The 16,844-nt window shown below is 66.3% G+C and carries 17 protein-coding genes and 3 tRNA genes; 15 read left to right on the top strand and 5 right to left on the bottom strand.

Going from position 1 to position 16,844, the window contains the following annotated elements:
* Positions 1-44 precede the first annotated feature (44 nt).
* The 4 genes from ACFTSA_RS22480 to ACFTSA_RS22495 form a co-directional block, all read right to left on the bottom strand.
* Positions 45-1,598 (bottom strand): C40 family peptidase, encoded by a 1,554-nt coding sequence (locus tag ACFTSA_RS22480; protein WP_377954181.1) that lies wholly within the window; start codon positions 1,596-1,598, stop codon positions 45-47.
* Positions 1,599-1,858: 260 nt separating this feature from the next.
* Complete coding sequence (locus tag ACFTSA_RS22485) at positions 1,859-2,779, bottom strand: cation diffusion facilitator family transporter (protein WP_377954183.1); 921 nt, start codon at positions 2,777-2,779, stop codon at positions 1,859-1,861.
* 10 nt (positions 2,780-2,789) lie between these two features.
* Positions 2,790-3,218 carry a metallopeptidase family protein gene (locus ACFTSA_RS22490; protein ID WP_377954184.1) on the bottom strand — a complete coding sequence of 143 codons (429 nt, stop codon included), beginning with the start codon at positions 3,216-3,218 and terminating at the stop codon, positions 2,790-2,792.
* Between the two features lie 9 nt (positions 3,219-3,227).
* On the bottom strand, positions 3,228-4,166 hold the full coding sequence (locus ACFTSA_RS22495) for a DMT family transporter (protein ID WP_377954186.1): 939 nt from the start codon (positions 4,164-4,166) through the stop codon (positions 3,228-3,230).
* A gap of 241 nt (positions 4,167-4,407) precedes the next feature.
* Between ACFTSA_RS22495 and ACFTSA_RS22500 the strand changes: the two genes are divergently transcribed.
* The 10 genes from ACFTSA_RS22500 (at position 4,408) to ACFTSA_RS22545 (ending at position 10,176) form a co-directional block, all read left to right on the top strand.
* A tRNA-Glu gene (locus tag ACFTSA_RS22500) sits at positions 4,408-4,480 on the top strand.
* Positions 4,481-4,573: 93 nt separating this feature from the next.
* A tRNA-Asp gene (locus tag ACFTSA_RS22505) sits at positions 4,574-4,647 on the top strand.
* 48 nt (positions 4,648-4,695) lie between these two features.
* Positions 4,696-4,771 (top strand) — tRNA-Phe (locus tag ACFTSA_RS22510).
* Positions 4,772-5,466: 695 nt separating this feature from the next.
* A complete protein-coding gene (locus tag ACFTSA_RS22515) occupies positions 5,467-7,062 on the top strand; it encodes a glycoside hydrolase family 68 protein (protein WP_377954188.1) in 1,596 nt (531 codons plus the stop codon).
* Positions 7,063-7,302: 240 nt separating this feature from the next.
* A complete protein-coding gene (locus tag ACFTSA_RS22520; RefSeq protein ID WP_377954189.1) occupies positions 7,303-7,770 on the top strand; it encodes a hypothetical protein in 468 nt (155 codons plus the stop codon).
* Between the two features lie 91 nt (positions 7,771-7,861).
* On the top strand, positions 7,862-8,317 hold the full coding sequence (locus ACFTSA_RS22525; RefSeq protein ID WP_377954191.1) for an Asp23/Gls24 family envelope stress response protein: 456 nt from the start codon (positions 7,862-7,864) through the stop codon (positions 8,315-8,317).
* Positions 8,314-8,505 (top strand): DUF2273 domain-containing protein, encoded by a 192-nt coding sequence (locus tag ACFTSA_RS22530; protein ID WP_003799126.1) that lies wholly within the window; start codon positions 8,314-8,316, stop codon positions 8,503-8,505. The genes ACFTSA_RS22525 and ACFTSA_RS22530 overlap by 4 nt, the downstream gene beginning before the upstream one ends.
* A 32-nt stretch (positions 8,506-8,537) precedes the next feature.
* Entirely contained in the window at positions 8,538-8,921 is a 384-nt protein-coding gene (locus tag ACFTSA_RS22535) for a hypothetical protein (RefSeq protein WP_377954246.1), read from the top strand.
* The gene (locus tag ACFTSA_RS22540; RefSeq protein ID WP_377954192.1) at positions 8,918-9,568 is read left to right on the top strand and encodes a hypothetical protein; all 651 of its coding nucleotides are present in this window, start codon (positions 8,918-8,920) and stop codon (positions 9,566-9,568) included. Before ACFTSA_RS22535 ends, ACFTSA_RS22540 begins: the two co-directional genes overlap by 4 nt.
* Entirely contained in the window at positions 9,565-10,176 is a 612-nt protein-coding gene (locus tag ACFTSA_RS22545; protein ID WP_377954193.1) for a hypothetical protein, read from the top strand. The genes ACFTSA_RS22540 and ACFTSA_RS22545 overlap by 4 nt, the downstream gene beginning before the upstream one ends.
* A 29-nt stretch (positions 10,177-10,205) precedes the next feature.
* Here ACFTSA_RS22545 and ACFTSA_RS22550 read toward each other — a convergent pair whose 3' ends face one another.
* Entirely contained in the window at positions 10,206-12,071 is a 1,866-nt protein-coding gene (locus ACFTSA_RS22550) for a glycoside hydrolase family 13 protein (protein WP_377954194.1), read from the bottom strand.
* A 126-nt stretch (positions 12,072-12,197) separates the two neighbouring features.
* Here ACFTSA_RS22550 and ACFTSA_RS22555 point away from each other — a divergent pair, with 126 nt between their 5' ends.
* The 5 genes from ACFTSA_RS22555 to ACFTSA_RS22575 all read left to right on the top strand — a co-directional run bounded on the left by ACFTSA_RS22555 (position 12,198) and on the right by ACFTSA_RS22575 (position 16,830).
* Entirely contained in the window at positions 12,198-13,493 is a 1,296-nt protein-coding gene (locus ACFTSA_RS22555; protein WP_377954195.1) for an ABC transporter substrate-binding protein, read from the top strand.
* Between the two features lie 7 nt (positions 13,494-13,500).
* Entirely contained in the window at positions 13,501-14,538 is a 1,038-nt protein-coding gene (locus tag ACFTSA_RS22560) for a carbohydrate ABC transporter permease (RefSeq protein WP_377954197.1), read from the top strand.
* The gene (locus ACFTSA_RS22565) at positions 14,535-15,434 is read left to right on the top strand and encodes a carbohydrate ABC transporter permease (RefSeq protein WP_377954199.1); all 900 of its coding nucleotides are present in this window, start codon (positions 14,535-14,537) and stop codon (positions 15,432-15,434) included. Before ACFTSA_RS22560 ends, ACFTSA_RS22565 begins: the two co-directional genes overlap by 4 nt.
* Entirely contained in the window at positions 15,431-15,694 is a 264-nt protein-coding gene (locus ACFTSA_RS22570) for a hypothetical protein (RefSeq protein ID WP_377954200.1), read from the top strand. The genes ACFTSA_RS22565 and ACFTSA_RS22570 overlap by 4 nt, the downstream gene beginning before the upstream one ends.
* A gap of 80 nt (positions 15,695-15,774) precedes the next feature.
* Positions 15,775-16,830, top strand: a complete 1,056-nt coding sequence (locus tag ACFTSA_RS22575; protein WP_377954201.1) for a LacI family DNA-binding transcriptional regulator — start codon at positions 15,775-15,777, stop codon at positions 16,828-16,830.
* Positions 16,831-16,844: the final 14 nt, after the last annotated feature.

The raw sequence follows: 16,844 nt of genomic DNA on the forward strand, positions 1-16,844 counted from the left end.
CATTGGAGTCCCGCCGTTGGGGTCTCCGCCATTTGAGACACCGGTCAGTAGCGCGCGGCGACCGGGTAGAGCTGCATGCCGGCCATCATGCTGAGGTCCGTCACGGTGATGCCCGCGGAGGGGTTCAGCGCCTGGACCACCCGGCCGCCGCCCAGGTAGATCGCCACGTGGTAGAAACCCGGGGCCGAACCCCAGACCAGGAGATCACCGGGCTGTGCCTGCGACAGCGGCACATGGACGGGTGCCTGGGCGAACTGCTCCGCAGCCGTGCGCGGAAGCTGCTTTCCGATGGCCGCGAAGGCGTTCTGGACCAGGCCCGAGCAGTCGAAGCCGTAGGCACCGGTGCCGCCGTATTGGTAGAAGTACGGGGAGCCCACTTTGCCCATGGCCACCGAAATGGCCGCCTGGTTGGAACCGCCCGGCGACGGCGCCGGCTGAACGGGCGCCGGTGCTGGTGCCGGCTGAATCGGCGCAGGTGCTGGCGCCGGGGCGGGTGCCGGCGCCGGGCGGGCAGGGGCCGGAACCGGCCGTGCGGGTGCGGGAGCCGGGCGGGCAGGGGCCGGAGCCGCCGGCGCCGCAGGTGAAGGTGCTGACGGCTCCGCCGGAGCGGCAGGTGCCGGCGCTGCAGGTGCTACGGCAGTCTGGGCAGGCGTCCGGGAGGGCGCGGAGGCGGACTGTTCCGCCGGGGCCGTACTCCCGCCGTCGGAACCCGAAGCGTTCACTGCCGCCTTCTCTGCGGCCGCCTGGTCAGCGGCGGCACGTTCGGCGGCGGCGGTTATGGCGGCCAGCCGGGCCTGCTGGCGCTGGCGCTCCAGGCCGTCCACCCGGGCGGACTCGAGCGCTGCAGTTGTGTGCCGCAGCGAGGCAAGCTGGCCCACCAGGACAGTCCGCTGGGCCTTGGCGTCCGCCACCGCCTTCACCTGGGCTGCGTTGGCCTGGTCTGCCGCTGCTTTGAGTCTTTCGGCGGTTTCCGCGGCGTCGTCTGCCGCGCGGCGGGCGTCGGCGGCAGCGGCGGTGAGTGATGCGGCGGCTGCGGCGGTGGTTTCGGCGGCGGTGAAGGCCCTGCTCCGGCCGGCGGTGAGGGCCTGCAGCGTTGCAGCCTTGGCCAGGACGTCGCCCGTGCCCGTGACCAGGCCGCTCAGCTCCGGGTTGAGGCCGCCGTTCCGGTACAGGTCCCCGGCCAGCTGGCCCACGGCCTTGCGGCTCTTGGACTGTTCCTTGTCCGCGGCAGCAGCCCTCGCCGTGGCCATCGCGGCCGCATCCGACCTCGTGTCCAGCTCCACCAGGGCGTTGCTGTAGGCATTGTTGGCTTCGAGCGTCCGTGCGAACGTGGCCTCCTGGGCCGCCGCGGCGTCGGCAAGGATGCCCTCGATGTCGGCGACCTTTGCCGCCGTCTTACTTTCACTGGACTTGGCCGCGGCGATGTCCTCGGCGGAGGGGATTTCCGGCGCCGCCGGAACATTCAAGGATGCCCCCAGCACCGATGCTGGCGCAACAGCGAATGCCCGGTCGGCCCGCGCAGGTGCTGCAAGGGTTCCAAAGAGGACGACGGCGGTGCACAGGACGGCGGCTGTGCGGCCGGGACCGGTCAAACTCATTCATAACCTCGCAAGTCAGGGCGGGGCGAACGAGTCGGGAGGCAGCACCGAAGTGCCCCTCTGAAGATGCCCAGCCCTCTGAGGTTAGGTGCCAGTCTGCCACTTTGGCAACACTGGTCACATCAATAACATAAACAACACCAGTGTCATTTGCCCGGAGGTGGGGTTGGCGTGTCGCGGTCGTGCCTGGTCAAGGAGCGCGCATAACGGCAGGCAGGCGAGGGGCCGTCGGTGCGGAAAGGCGGTGGCGAGTGCATCCGTCAGGCGTGCTGCGGAGATTCGTGCTCGTAATGGCTGGCCGGTTCCAGCTGGAAGGTGCAGTGCTCGGTGTCGAAGTGCGAGCCGAGGCAGGTGGTGAGCTTGTCCAGGACCTGGTCGGCCCCCTTTGCACTGAGCATCTCGTCCTCCACAACCACGTGGGCGGAAAATACCGGCACGCCGGACGTTATGGTCCAGATGTGGATGTCATGGACGGCAACGACGCCGGCCACGGACAGGATGTGCTCGCGGATCATGCTGACTTCCACGCCCTTTGGGGTGGCCTCCAGGAGGACGTCGACCACCTCGCGGAGCAGGTGCCACGCCCGCGGCAGGATCATCAGCGCGATGATCACGGAGGCGATGGTGTCCGCCGCCAGGTATCCGGTGAACTTGATGACCAGGGCGGCCGCGATCACGGCGAACGAGCCGAGCAGGTCGCCCAGCACCTCCAGGTACGCGCCGCGGACGTTGAGGCTCTCCTGCTGGGCCTTGCGTAGGATCAGCAGCGAGACGAGGTTGGCAGCCGCACCCAGGATGGCGGCGTACAGCATGATGTCGGTGTGCACCTCGGACGCGGAGCCGATGCGGCGGATGGCCTCGGTGAAGATGACTGCCGACACCACCACCAGGATCAGGGCGTTGGCGAGTGCTGCCAGGACTTCCGCCCGCTGGTAGCCGTAGGTCCGAAGGTCGCTGGCCGGCAGCGCTCCGATCCATGAGGCCATCAGGGCGATGAAGACGCCGGCGGCGTCGGAGAGCATGTGGCCCGCGTCGGCCAGCAGGGCAAGGGAGCCGGAGAGCAGGGAGCCGATCACCTGGATGAGCATCACGGACAGGGTGATGGCCAGAACCGCGATCAGCCTGCTGCGATGCCTGCCCGTAGCCGTGAGGCCGTGGGCGTGGTTGTGATCGTGTCCCATGCCTACAAGGCTAATCCCAACCCAGTTCGTGAAGCCGCTGGTCGTCGATTCCGAAGTGATGGGCGATCTCGTGGATCACCGTTACAGCCACTTCCTCCACCACGTCCTCGCGGGAGGAGCAGATGTCCAGGATGGGTTTGCGGTAGATGGTGATGCGGTCCGGAAGGGATCCCGCGTCCCACCAGAAGTCGCGTTCGGTCAGCGGAACGCCTTCGTACAGTCCCAGCAGCACGGTGTCCGGGTCCTCGCCGGGCTGCGGGACGTAGTCGTCGTCGATGAACACGGCCACGTTGTCCATGGCCCGTGCCACCTCGGCCGGAAGCTGGTCCAAAGCGTCGCTGACAGCCGCTTCGAAGTCGGCCTCGGACATCTCGAAACCGGACGGGTCGCCGGCTCCGTCCGGCACGATGGGGAGGCCGGGCGGCAGGTTTGCGGGCATATCCAAACTTTAGCGGGATCTCCGACGGGTCAGCCCCACGCCGAGGAGGCAGATCGCGCCGCCGACGAGCCCCCAAAATGTCGGGATTTCGCTGAGCACCAGCCACGAGATCAGCACCGTCGTGCCCGGCACCAGGTACGTGGTGGCAGCCAGCTTGCCGGCATCGATCAGCGAAAGGGCGTAGGCCCAGGTGGTGAAGGCGATGGCGGTGGGGAAGATGCCCAGATAGATGAGCCCCAGGGTGGCGGGCATCGGCGCCGCTTGCAGTTCCTGACCCAGCTGGCCGGCGAAGGGAAGGCAGCAGACCAGGCCCACCATGATGCCGAACCACGTGGCCTGCCCGGCGGGAAACTTCCGCAGCACGGGCTTCTGGATGATGACGCTGACCGCGGCGAGTGCAGCAGCGAGGAGGCAAAGCAGCACGCCGGCCACGTCCGCCGTCGAGCGCGTCCCCGATCCCAGCGCGATGACCGCGACTCCGCCGAACGCCACCAGGCTGCCGATAATCAGCCAGCGCGGAAAGCCCTCCTTGAGGATGATGCCTGCCATCACGGCCACCAGGATGGGGTTCACGTTGATGAGAAGGGCGCTGGTTCCGGCGTCGAGCGAATGTTCCGCTGCGTTGAGCGCCACGTTGTACCCGGCGAACCACATCACGCCGTAGGCGAGGATCGGCCACCACTCGGGTCCCCGCGGGAGCGCCCTCAGCTTGGGAAGCACCACCGCACCGAGCACGACGGCGGCAACCGCCAGCCGCCCCAGCGTCAGGGCTCCCGGGGAGAAGCTTGGTCCGACGGCGCGGATGCCCACGAAGGCGGAGGCCCAGAGGACCACGGTCACCACGACTGCGGCGACGCCCAGCGCGTTCACCGAAGGAGTGGGCTTCTTCACAGTGGGATCTTCGGGGGACTGGGGCTGGAGGGGGCTGGTGCCCGCGGTGGATGCCATGGTGCCAATCTAGCCCCGCTGCCGGCGCCGTGGCTGGCGGAAATCGGCCATGTCTAGCCAAGAAACTGCCATTGTGTGTGGCCTTGATTTGCCCGCCATCTCGGGCTTCGCAGGGCCGATTTTGGATATTCCGGGGATAGGCTCTATAGTTTTACAGGTCCAGTTCGGAGGAACACGACAGGACAAGAACGAAAGGCTTCGGCCCTTTATTTTTGCCCTTGTTCAGCCGGATTGAGTCCAGGCCCCCATCGTCTAGCGGCCTAGGACACCGCCCTTTCACGGCGGCGGCACGGGTTCGAATCCCGTTGGGGGTACGCAAGGAAGTGGTCAAAGCAGGCAAAAAAGTCTGGTAGGCTGGAGTCCTTGAAAAAACGCGGTAGCCATACTGCGGAAGCAAGAAATAGCAAGGCCCTGTAGCGCAGTTGGTTAGCGCGCCGCCCTGTCACGGCGGAGGTCGCGGGTTCAAGTCCCGTCAGGGTCGCTTTGATTGCCGGAAGGAATTCCGGCCGTCATGGTGACATGTCACCTAGGCTCTGTAGCTCAGTTGGTAGAGCGTTCGACTGAAAATCGAAAGGTCACCGGATCGACGCCGGTCGGAGCCACCAGCTAGAACCCCGCTGTTCCATCAGGAACAGCGGGGTTTTTTCGTTCCCTGGATTTGCGGGTTCTCCGCCCTTGGCCCCAGCCTTTCTCTGCCCCGGCAAGCCGTCGTGGGGCACGTTGGAGGCCCCGGCGTCGTACTTTCCGGCTGCAAGCGGTGTGTCGCGAGTCAAAGTGCCCCTTTTGGCCGCGAGCTTCCCCGCCCTCACGACGGCCCCGGAACCCTGCGCCCGGAACATGAGCCCTCGTCGGGCCACTTTGGAGGCTCCGTCGTCGCAATTCCGACGACGGCCGGTGTGTTCCGCGTGAAAGTGCCTATGTTGGCCGGCCGCGGCGACAGTGCCGGGTGTGAGCAATGCCATTGATGACGCCTTTATGAAGGCACGTTTGATTCCGGGTCGGAACTGGGGCACGCGCGCGCAAACGAGATGTAAGCGTTTGCACCCGAGTGGGGAATCACGCAGATGATCCCCGAAAACCGTGTTGAACTTGGCTGACAACGTTGTCTACCGTTGAGTGTGGGCCGGGAAATGTAAGACATTTCCGATCGCCCAACGGGGTCCTACCCAAGCCCCGTTTTCTTCCCTCGACACAACGGCGTCCTCGATGACGCATGGCGTGTCAGCGGGGTCTCCGGAGTCCGGGGGACAAGGGCAGCCGCCCGTCTTCCACGAAAGTCACTCCGCGAGAAGAGCAAAAAATGCACAAGCACCCCAACACCCCCCGGATGCTGCGGTGGCGCCCCGCCGCCGCAGCTCTGGTGGCCACTGTCGCCGCCACGGCCTTCCTCGCCGTGCCCTCGGCGCAGGCCAACGAGCCGTCGGATCCGCCGTCGAGCACTCAGATGCCGGCCCCGACTCCGGGCTTCCCCCTGCCGACGCCCCACACCCAGACGGCACATGACCCGGCGTCGGACTTCACCTCAAAGTGGACCCGTGCCGATGCCAAGCAGATCATGGCACAGAGCGACTCCAAGGTTCAGCCGGGCCAGAACTCCATGAGCCCCGACGTCACCATGCCGGAGATCCCCGAGGACTTCCCCGCCATGAACGATGACGTGTGGGTCTGGGACACCTGGTCGCTGACCGACGAGAACGCGAACCAGATCAGCTACAAGGGTTACGACGTGATCTTCTCGCTGGTCGCTGACCGGCACGCAGGCTACGGCTTCGACCAGCGCCACTGGAACGCCCGCATCGGCTACTTCTTCCGCAAGACCAACGCCGACCCGGCGAAGGACAAGTGGAACTACGGCGGACACCTGTTCCTGGACAACACTTCCATCGGCAACACCGAATGGTCCGGCTCCACCCGCCTCATGAAGGGCAACCAGGTGAACGTGTTCTACACGGCCACCACGTTCTACGACGTCAAGGAGCGCAACGCCGGCGGCGGCGGCATCGCCCCGGACGCCGTCATCGCCAAGGCGCTCGGCAACATCCACGCCGACAAGAACGGCGTCACCTTCGACGGGTTCCAGCACACCAAGCTGCTCGAGCCGGACGGAAAGCTGTACCAGAACAAGGCGCAGAACCCCGGCTTCGCGTTCCGCGACCCGTACACCTTCGCCGACCCGGCACACCCCGGCAAGACCTACATGGTGTTCGAAGGCAACACCGGCGGCAAGCGCGGCGACTACCGCTGCGAGAACGCGGACCTGGGCTACGCCAAGGGTGACCCCAATGCCGAGAACCTCGACGAGGTCAACAGCAAGGGTGCCTACTACCAGACCGCCAACGTCGGCCTGGCCGTGGCAGACAACAAGGACCTGACCAAGTGGCACTTCCTGCCGCCGATCCTGTCCGCCAACTGCGTCAACGACCAGACCGAGCGTCCGCAGATCTTCATCCAGAACGAAAACGGCAAGAACAAGTACTACCTGTTCACCATCAGCCACCAGTTCACCTATGCTGCAGGCATGCGCGGTCCCGACGGCGTCTACGGCTTCGTGGGCGACGGTGTCCGCTCCGACTACCAGCCGATGAACAACAGCGGCCTGGCCCTGGGTTCCCCGACGGACCTGAACCTGCCGTCCGAGTCCCCGGAAGCCCCGACGCCGAACCAGAACGGCCGTCAGTTCCAGGCCTACTCGCACTACGTGCAGCCGGGCGGCCTGGTCCAGTCCTTCATCGACAACGTGAACGGCGTCCGCGGCGGATCCCTGTCGCCCACCGTGAAGATCAACTTCCGGAATGGCGTGTCCAAGGTTGACCGCACGTTCGGCAAGAACGGCCTCGGCCCGTTCGGTTACCTGCCCACCAACGTCCACGTTGGCGGCAAGGGCCTCTACAAGTAACCCACTGAAGCAGTAAACGGGAGGCGCCCGGACCCTGACGTGAATCGGGGGCCGGGCGCCTCCTGCCGTGTCTGCAACTCTGTATATACGGGTCAATTATCGGTATGCCTGCAAAGTGCACCGGGCCTGTCAACTTGGAAAGTGGCAGGACAGCCGGGCTAGACTCGCACGCCGGGGGACGGGGCAGGCGTTCTGCGGCTGCCCAGCCAGGCCGCCGCAGGCGGCAAAACCACTCCAGGAATGGAAACCGTGAATCATCTAGCCCGCCCGCTGTACGCCACCGCCCTTCTTGCCGTAACGGCACTTGCCGGCTGCTCCGCGCCCGCCTCCGGCAGTGCGCCGTCGGCGTCTGAAACGTCGACGACGGCGGCCAGCAGTGCCGCTCCGACCGCGTCGGCGAGCGCCGCGTCTGGTCCGTACGGCGGCTACCCCTCCGCGGCCGAGGCCTGCGACGCCATCTCCACCCAGGCCACGGGGGCGTCCCTGCTGCCCCTTTCGGCCGCGCAGGGCAAGACGGCACAACTCGAGCAGAAGAAGGCGGAACTGGCCGAAACGGCGCAGCGCGCTCCGGAGGCACTGAAAGCGGACTTCGCGCGGCTGAACGAGGTGGCCCTCGCCGGGCTCACCGACCAGAGCGTGTATTCCAACGGCAAGTTCGAGGCCGCCATGGCCCCCGTGACCAGCTGGCTGTCCACGAACTGCCACTGACCTGCCGGGGGCCAGGCTCTGCCGTGCGCCCGGGCCCCTGACGTTGTCGGGCCTAGGGGATAGGGTTGTGTTCAACAGAAGGGGAGTGCTGATGGAATACCAGAATCCACAAACCGCCGCCGTTCGGGCGGACCCTGCCCTGACGCCGGCCGCAGCCGGGGGACGGACCGTAATCTCCGAGACCGCCGTGGCCAAGGTCGCCGGGATCGCGGCCCGGGCCGTGCCCGGCGTGTACTCCCTGGGGACCGGCTCCTCCCGGGCGCTCGGGGCCATCAGAGACGCGGTGGGCAGCTCCGACCATGCCGCCGGTGTGCACGCCGAGGTGGGCGAAACCCAGGTGGCAGTCGACATCACCCTTGTGGCCGTCTACGGCGCTCCGCTGCATGCCCTCGCCAACCAGGTCCGGGCAAGCGTCTATGCCGCGGTCGAGAAACTTGTGGGCCTGCAGGTCATCGAGGTGAACGTCGAGATCAACGACGTCTACATTGCACCGCCCGTGAAGCCGACGGGTGCGCCCGCCGTCGCCGAGAGGGAGCCGGTCCTATGAGCCCCACTGTCGTTGGAATCGCCGTCGGCGCCTTCGTGGCGTTCATGTCACTACAGTTCGGCCTCTGGGGCTTCCTGATCTCCCTGCTGTTCATGGGAATCGGTGCGCTGCTGGGCCGCGCCGCAGAAGGGAAACTGGACCTCCGCAGCGTCATCGATGCCATCAGCGGCCGGCGCTCCTCCTCATGAGCGGTACGGCCCACATGAACGGGGCAGCCGACATGAGCCAGGCAGCCGCAGCAGCTACGCCCAGCCGGCAGTACAGCGGCCACAACAGGATCAGCACCCAGGCGCTCACGAGCCTGGCCCAGGCCGCCGCCGCCGAGGCCCTGGGCATCCATGCCCATGACGTGCGCGCCGACTGGACGGACGACGCCGGCCTGCTGGCTTTGTCACTCGTCGCACCCATCAGGATCCCCAGCCTGACGGCCGTGCTCCGCGACCCGGGGCGCGTCCAGTCTGTGGGCGGCTCCATCTGGGACAGGACCGTGCACGCCAGGACCGCCATTCTGACCAAGGTCACCGAGCTCAGCGGTGCGAGTCTGAGCAGGGTCGACATCCGTATCAGCGGGGCCCAAGTCACGGAAGGGGGCAGGGTCCGGTGAGTTCCGTCGTCGAACAGCAGCATGAGGCCGGCGGGGACCCGGCTCAGGGCGGCTCCGGGGCGGCGCACGCCCCCGCCATCGACATGCGCCGCGTCCTGCATCGCGAGACCCATTCTTCCCGGGCCGTGGCATCGGTCATCGCCGGGTCCCTGGTGATCGTGCTGTGTCTTTACGCGCTCCTTGAATCGGCGGTGCGCGCCATCGGCCAGCCGCCCTGGCTCATCGACCCGCAGACGGCAGCCGAACGGATCGTGGCACTCCCGTCTGGCGTGCCGCCGTTGCTGCTGGGTGCTGCCGGAGCCGTGATCGCCGCAGCTGGCCTCTTCTTTTTCCTGAACGCGGTCCTGCCCGGCCGCCGGGCCAGGCATCTGCTCGCCGACCGCCGGATCGCCGTGGTGGTTGATGATGAGGTCATCGCCGCGGCGCTTGCCCGGAGCGCGCGCCTGGCGGCCAACGTCACGCAGGAACAGGTCATGGTGGTGGTTTCCCAGCGCCAGGTGGTGGTCAATGTCCGGCCCACCTCCGGCGTGCCCGTCAGCGAGAACGCCATCCTGCAGGCTGTGGAGGATGAACTGCAGGCGATGGGACCGGCTCCCATGCCGCAGGTGACGGTTAACCTGTCGACTTCCGGGGTGGTGGGCGCGTGAACGGTACACCCAGGCTTCTCAACCGGATCCTCCTCGGCATTCTTGGCTTCAAACTGCTGGTGACCGGTGTGCTGCTGGTGCTCCTGGCGGCCGTTCCCGCGGTCGCGGCCTGGTGGCACTCCTGGTCCAAAAGCGTGTCGGACAATGCCGCCGCAGTCTTCGAGGCCACACAGTTCCCCGGCCGGCAGGGGAGTTGGCTGTGGATCGTCCTCGCCCTGGCGGTGGTGCTGCTGATCGGCCTCATGGTCGCGTGGATCGCCCAGCAGGGCAAGGGCCGCACCGACCTCCTGCTGGCAGCGGAGGACCCGGGCGGCATTCCCGGCGACATCCGGATCGGCGGTGGAGTGGCCGAGCAGGCACTCAAAAACGCCTTGGCCGACCGTCCCGACCTCGCCGGAGCCACGGTCTCAATTTATGACGTGAAGGGTCAGCCCGCGCTTAAGCTGCGGCTGCACCCGCGGCCGGGTGTTTCTCCGCAGGCCGTCGCGGCGGACGCGGCGGACCTGGTTGACGCACTGAGCGCTGTGGTGGGCCAGCGGACGCCGGTCCTGGTGCACATCGCGGCCGGCGCGCGGACCCGCTTCAGCCGTGCTGAGCGGGTCCGCTAACTCCGTTCGTCAAGGGCTCGCTGGCCTCTTTATCCGGCCACCAGGTAGGCCGCGCTGTTGGGTGCGACGACGGCGTCCTCAGCGGCTGCGTCTTCGGCGCTGGACAGTGCCACCCGGTAGCCGTCGGGGACAGGCGTAGGTTCGGTGCCTGTGTTGGCGATCACCAGGACATCCCGGTTCAGGAAGGCAAGGACTCCCAGATCGGGATCGTGGTTGTCCGCCCAGCAGAACGTCCCGGATCCCAGCCCGTGGCTCCGCCGCGCGGCAAGCGCCGAGCGGTACAGCTCCAGCGTCGAGCCTTTAACGCCGTCCTGCCGGTCTGCGGCCAGATCTTCGAACGATTCGGGCTGCGGCAGCCACGGCGCGGCCGGGTCCTGCGCAGCGGACGCCGCCGCGAAGCCGTACCCCGGCGCAGCGGATTTCCAGGGCAGCGGCACCCGGCAGCCGTCGCGTCCGCGCTCGATGCCGTTGGTCCGGAAGAACGTCGGGTCCTGCCGGGCTTCGGCGGGCAGCGTGGTGTGCTCCGGGAGGCCAAGCTCCTCGCCCTGGTAAATGTAGGCCGAGCCGGGCAGGGCCAGGGACACCAGCGTGGCAGCCCGGGCACGGGCCAGGCCCAGAACGGCATCGGGCTGCTCGTCTTCGGCGGCAATGCCCTTCGGAAAGGTGGTGGGGTCCTGCAGGCCGAAGCGGCTCGGATGGCGCACGGTGTCATGGTTGCTCAGCACCCACGTCGACGGCGCTCCCACGGACGCGGCAGCCTCGAGGGAATCCTCGATGGCCACCGCCATCCGCTGGGCGTTCCAGCCGGCCAGGAGGAAATCGAAGTTGAAGGCCTGCTGCATCTCGTCCGGGCGGATGTACCTGGCGAGCCGTTCCGCAGGTTCAACCCACGCCTCGGCCACCAGCATGCGGTCGCCGTCGTACCCGGCCAGGACGCGGTTCCAGTCCCGGTAGATGTCATGGACCCCGTCCTGGTCAAAGAACGGCGACGGCGGGTACAGCGGCGATACGGGTTCGTGCTCCGCGGCAGCAGCGGCGGCACCAGTGACGGCGGCATTTCCTTCGCCGGCGCCGGCCGGTGAAGCGTGCGCCGTATGCGGTTCAATTGCCTCGTCATGGGCGCCCGGGGGATCGGTCACGTGGGTGGCTTCGGCGGCGCCTTCCACCATGGCAGCCACGCCTTCCCAGTCCGGAAGGCCGGCCTCCTTCACCATCCCGTGGGCCACATCCACCCGGAACCCGTCCACGCCCCGGTCCAGCCAGAAGCGAATCACCGACCGCATCTCCTCCCAGACCTCGGGGTTTTCCCAGTTGAGGTCCGGCTGTTTCGTGTCGAACAGATGCAGGTACCAGTCACCGGGGGAGCCGTCCGCATTCGTGGTCCGCGTCCAGGCTGGTCCGCCGAAGATGGATTTCCAGTTGTTGGGTTCGACGTTGCCGTCGCCGGATCCGGGAACCTCGTCCTTTCCCGGCCGGAAGATGTAACGTTCCCTGGCGGCTGAGTCGGGGCCCGCCGCGAGGGCCTCTTGGAACCACGCATGTTCATCGGACGTATGGTTGGGCACCAGGTCCACGATCACCTTCAGCCCGCGGCTGTGGGCCTCCTCCAGCATGGCGTCGAAGTCGGCCAGCGTGCCGAACGCGGGGTCGACCTGCCGGTAGTCGGCGACGTCGTAGCCGCCGTCGGCCTGCGGGGACCGGTAGAACGGCGAGAGCCAGACGGCGTCGACACCGAGCTGCTGCAGGTATGGCAGACGCGCCGTGACGCCGGGCAGGTCGCCCATGCCGTCACCGTTTCCATCAGAAAAAGAACGCGGATAAATCTGGTAGACAGCCGCGTGGGCCCACCATGCTGCTGTCTCGGAAGCCGGCGTGCTGATCGGGCGGTGGGTCATAGTTGCCTCTCCGGTAACAATTAGGTGTAAACGCTTGCATATCCTCGGGCAACGTTACTAGTGTGACAGTCACCACATCAACCGCACGACTGATTTCCATGTCACTCAGCGAGGAGTCTCCAACCAATGAAAACCCCTAAGTTCTTACTCCCGGTTGCCACTGCCGGTGTGCTCGCTCTGACCCTGTCTGCCTGTGGCGGCGGCGGCGGGGGCAGCACCACGGGCGGCGGTGCCGGGGGAGGCGACGCCGCCAACAACCTGGACGGCCGCGGTCCCATTACCTACGTTCAGGGCAAGGACAACAGCAACGTCGTCCGGCCGCTGATCGAGAAGTGGAACGCCGCCCACCCGAACGAGAAGGTGACCTTCAAGGAGCAGACGGATCAGGCGGACCAGCAGCACGACGACATCGTGCAGCACTTCCAGGCCAAGGATGCCAGCTACGACGTCGTGGACGTTGACGTTGTGTGGACCGCGGAGTTCGCGGCCAAGGGCTGGCTCCAGCCGCTGAAGGACAAGATGGCCTTCGATACCGCCGCAATGCTGAAGCCGACCGTTGACAGCGCCACCTACAAGGGCACGCTGTACGCGGCACCGCAGACCTCCGACGGCGGGCTGCTGTACTACCGCAAGGACCTTGTCCCCACTGCGCCGAAGACGTGGGACGAGATGATGGGCATGTGCTCAATCGCCAAGCAGAACAACATCGGCTGCTACGCCGGTCAGTTCAGCAAGTATGAGGGCCTGACCGTGAACGCTTCGGAGGCGATCAACTCCGCCGGCGGCTCCGTCCTGGATCCGGACGGCAAGCCCAGCCTGAACACGGCCGAAGCCAAGGCTGGCCTGGAGAACCTGGCCAAGGCTTACGCCGACGGCAACATCCCGAAGGAAGGCATCACCTTCCAGGAGGAGCAGAGCCGCCAGGCCTTCCAGAGCGGAAAGCTCCTCTTCCTGCGCAACTGGCCCTACGTTTACAACCTGGCCACCACTGAAGGTTCCTCGGCCGTGAAGGACAAGCTGGGCATCGCCCCGCTTCCCGGCAAGGATGGCCCCGGTGCTTCCTCGCTCGGCGGCCACAACCTCGCCGTTAGCGTCTACTCCAAGAACAAGGCCACTGCCCTGGACTTCCTGAAGTTCATGACGTCGGAGGAAACCGAGAAGTTCTACGCCACCCAGGGCTCGCTGGCGCCGGTGCTCGGGTCGCTTTACACGGACCAGACCCTGGTGAAGAAGCTTCCGTACCTGCCCGTGCTGAAGACCTCCATCGAGAACGCCAAACCGCGCCCGGTCACCCCGTTCTACCCGGCGGTTACCAAGGCGATCCAGGAAAACGCGTATTCAGCCATCAAGGGTGAGAAGCCCGTGGACACTGCACTTTCTGACATGCAGAAGTCCATTGAATCCGCCGGTGCAGGATCGTAGTTCTGCCATGGCAACCGAAGTAGGCTCGACGCCGGTCAAGGCACCGGCGTCGGGCGGCACCCCGGTCCACCACGGCCCCAAGGGCGTGGGTGAGGACAACAAGATTCTCAGTCAGGGCAAGTGGGCCTCATGGCTCCTGGCCCCGACCATCATCGCCCTTGCCGTGGTGATCGTGTACCCGATCATCAGCGCAATCGTGATGTCCTTCCAAAAGGACGCCGGCCTTGACCCTGCCACCGGCCTGTTCACGGCCGGCGGCCCGGCCGGCGTCCAGAACTACGTCAACTGGATCGCCCAGCAGTGCGCCACCCCGGATGGCGGCTCGGTGGCCTGCCCGCCAGGCACGCTCGGTTCGCAGTTCTGGTCCGCCACGGCAACAACCTTCTTCTTCACCGTCGTTACCGTGGCCTTCGAGACCGTCCTGGGATTCTGGATGGCAATGATCATGGCCCGCACCTTCAAGGGCCGGAGCATGGTCCGCGCTGCAGTGCTGGTGCCGTGGGCCATCCCCACCGCCGTCACCGCAAAGCTGTGGTTCTTCATCTTCGCCTTCGAGGGAATCGCCAACAAGCTGTTCAACACCACGATCCTGTGGACCGGCAGCGAATGGCCGGCGAAGTGGGCAGTGGTCATCGCGGATGTCTGGAAGACAACCCCGTTCATGGCCCTGCTGATCCTCGCCGGACTCCAGATGATCCCGGCCGAGGTCTACGAGGCCGCCAAGGTGGACGGTGCGTCCGCCTGGCAGCGGTTCCGGCTGATCACGCTGCCGCTGGTGAAGCCGGCCCTGATGGTGGCCATCCTCTTCCGTACCCTGGATGCGCTGCGCATGTTCGACCTCCCGTACATCCTGACGGGCGGCGCGAACAACACCACCACCCTGTCAATCCTGGTGATCAACCAGATCAGACAAGGGTTTAACGCGGCCGCGGCGTTGTCCACCATCACCTTCATCATCATCTTTCTTGTCGCGTTCATCTTTGTCCGGTTCCTCGGCGCAAATGTTGTTGAACAGAGCGGCGCCACAGGTAAGGGGAAGAAATGACCGCCGCGACCACCTCCGCCACCAGCCTGCGCGCGGAGCAGGACAGAGGCCGCCGCAAGGCGCAGAACAAGGAAAGGTGGGCACAGGGCAGGACCTACATCAGCGCCGCCATCATCCTGATCTGGTGCCTCGCACCGGCGTACTGGATGGTAGTGACGGCGTTCCGCGAGGTGGGCTTCACCTACGACACCTCGATCCTGCCCAGCCATGTCACGCTGGACAACTTCAACACCGCGTTCGACACCTCGTTCGGCAACCGGTTCGGCCAGGCCCTGCTGAACAGTGTTTTCATCGGCGGCGTCGTCACGCTCGTGTCGCTGGTCATCGGTGTTTTCGCGGCGTACGCGCTCGCGCGGCTGAACTTCAGGTTCAAGTTCCTGGTGCTCGGCTTCATCCTCGGAGCGTCCATGTTCCCCGGCGTTGCCCTGATCACCCCGCTGTTCCAGCTGTTCACCAACATCGGCTGGATGGGCACCTACCAGGCGCTGATCATCCCGAACATTTCGTTCGTCCTGCCGCTGACCGTCTACACCATGACCTCCTTCTTCCGGGAGATGCCGTGGGAGCTGGAGGAGTCGGCCCGGGTGGACGGCTGCACGCAGGGGCAGGCCTTCCGCAAGGTCATCATGCCCCTTGCCGCACCGGCCATCTTCACCACCGCGATCCTGGCGTTCATCTCCTCGTGGAATGAATTCCTGATCGCCAGCCAGCTGTCCAGCGACGCGACCCAGCCGGTTACGGTGGCCATCGCCAACTTCGCCGGGGCCCAGCCAAACCAGGTCCCGTACACGGCCATCATGGCAGCCGGCACCATCGTCACCATCCCGCTGGTCATCCTGGTGCTGGTGTTCCAGCGCAAGATTGTTGCCGGCCTGACGGCGGGCGCTGTCAAGTGACGCACGGAGCAGCACCACAGAACGGGAAGCCCGGGCAGGCCGCGCCCAAGCGCGTCCGCTCCGGCGAGGACTTCGACATCATCATCGGATTCCTCGGCTTCTGGGCTGTGGTGCTGCTCGTGGTCACCGTTTGGATGGAAGTGACTGCGCAGCCCGCGCTCTGGTGGGCGCTGGGATTGCTGGCCACACTGCTGGCACTGTATGGCATGGTCAGGCTCCGCAGGCGACTTCCCGCGCGGACGGCCACGCGCCGCCGGTGAAACCGGCGGGACTAAAATGGATTCTTGCCGCCGCGCAAACAGCATGGCGGGCATCTGCATGAGGAGTTAGAGAGGACATCGTGGCGCGCACTAGTGAAAGGGCACAGCGCGGTGGCCACTCAGGTGTCAGTATCGAAGACGTGGCAGCGGCCGCGGGTGTATCCACAGCAACCGTCTCACGGGCCGTCCGCGGCCTGCCCCGCGTCTCCCCGGCCACCCGGCAGAAAATCCTGGAGGTAGCCACGGCCCTCGGCTATGTGGCGTCGTCGTCGGCGTCCGGCCTTGCCACCGGGCGCACCAAAACCATTGGCGTGCTGGCGCCTTTTGTGAGCCGGTGGTTTTTCTCGAAGGCCATCGAGGGGGCGGACCGCGAGCTGCACGCCCGGCAATACAACCTTTCCCTGTTCAACCTCGGCGGACACGGCAGCCACCGCGAGCGGCTCTTCAGCAAGACCATGGTCTACAAGCAGATCGACGCCCTCTTGGTGCTGTGTATGGCGCTCACGCGGGACGAGCTGGACCACCTGCAGAAGATCGACATTCCGCTGGTGGTGGTGGGCGGCCATGTCGAGGAATGCGCCTACATCGGCATCGATGACTACGCCGCAGCGTCCACCGCGGTCAAGCACCTGATCGGGCTCGGCCACCGGGACATCGCACTGCTGCACGGTGACGACGAAACGGACCTCAACTTCGACGTTCCCCGGGTCCGCATCCTGGCCTTCCAGGACGTCATGGCGGCCGCGGGCCTGGAAGTCCGGCCCGAATGGGACGAATGGGGGGACTTCACCGTCCGCAGCGGCCAGGAGGCATTCCGGCGGCTGTGGGCCCAGCCCGGCGCCAAACCGACCGCCATCTTTTGCGCGTCCGATGAAATGGCCATGGGGGTCATCTTCGAAGCGAACCGGGTGGGCGTTCGTGTGCCCGAGGACCTGTCGGTGATCGGCATCGACGACCACGATTTTTCGGACGCCATCGGCCTCACCACGGTGGGGCAGCGGCCCGACGAGCAGGCTGAGCTTGGCACCAAGATGCTGCTCGACGAACTCCTCGGGATCACCGGTTCGGTGCAGTCCTCCGTCGCACCGCACCGCCTCATAGTCAGGCGTACGACGGCGCCGCCCCGGTCCGTTTAGCAGCGTACCTTCCC

This window comes from Arthrobacter sp. NPDC057013 (assembly GCF_042674585.1).
Lineage (GTDB): Bacteria > Actinomycetota > Actinomycetes > Actinomycetales > Micrococcaceae > Arthrobacter.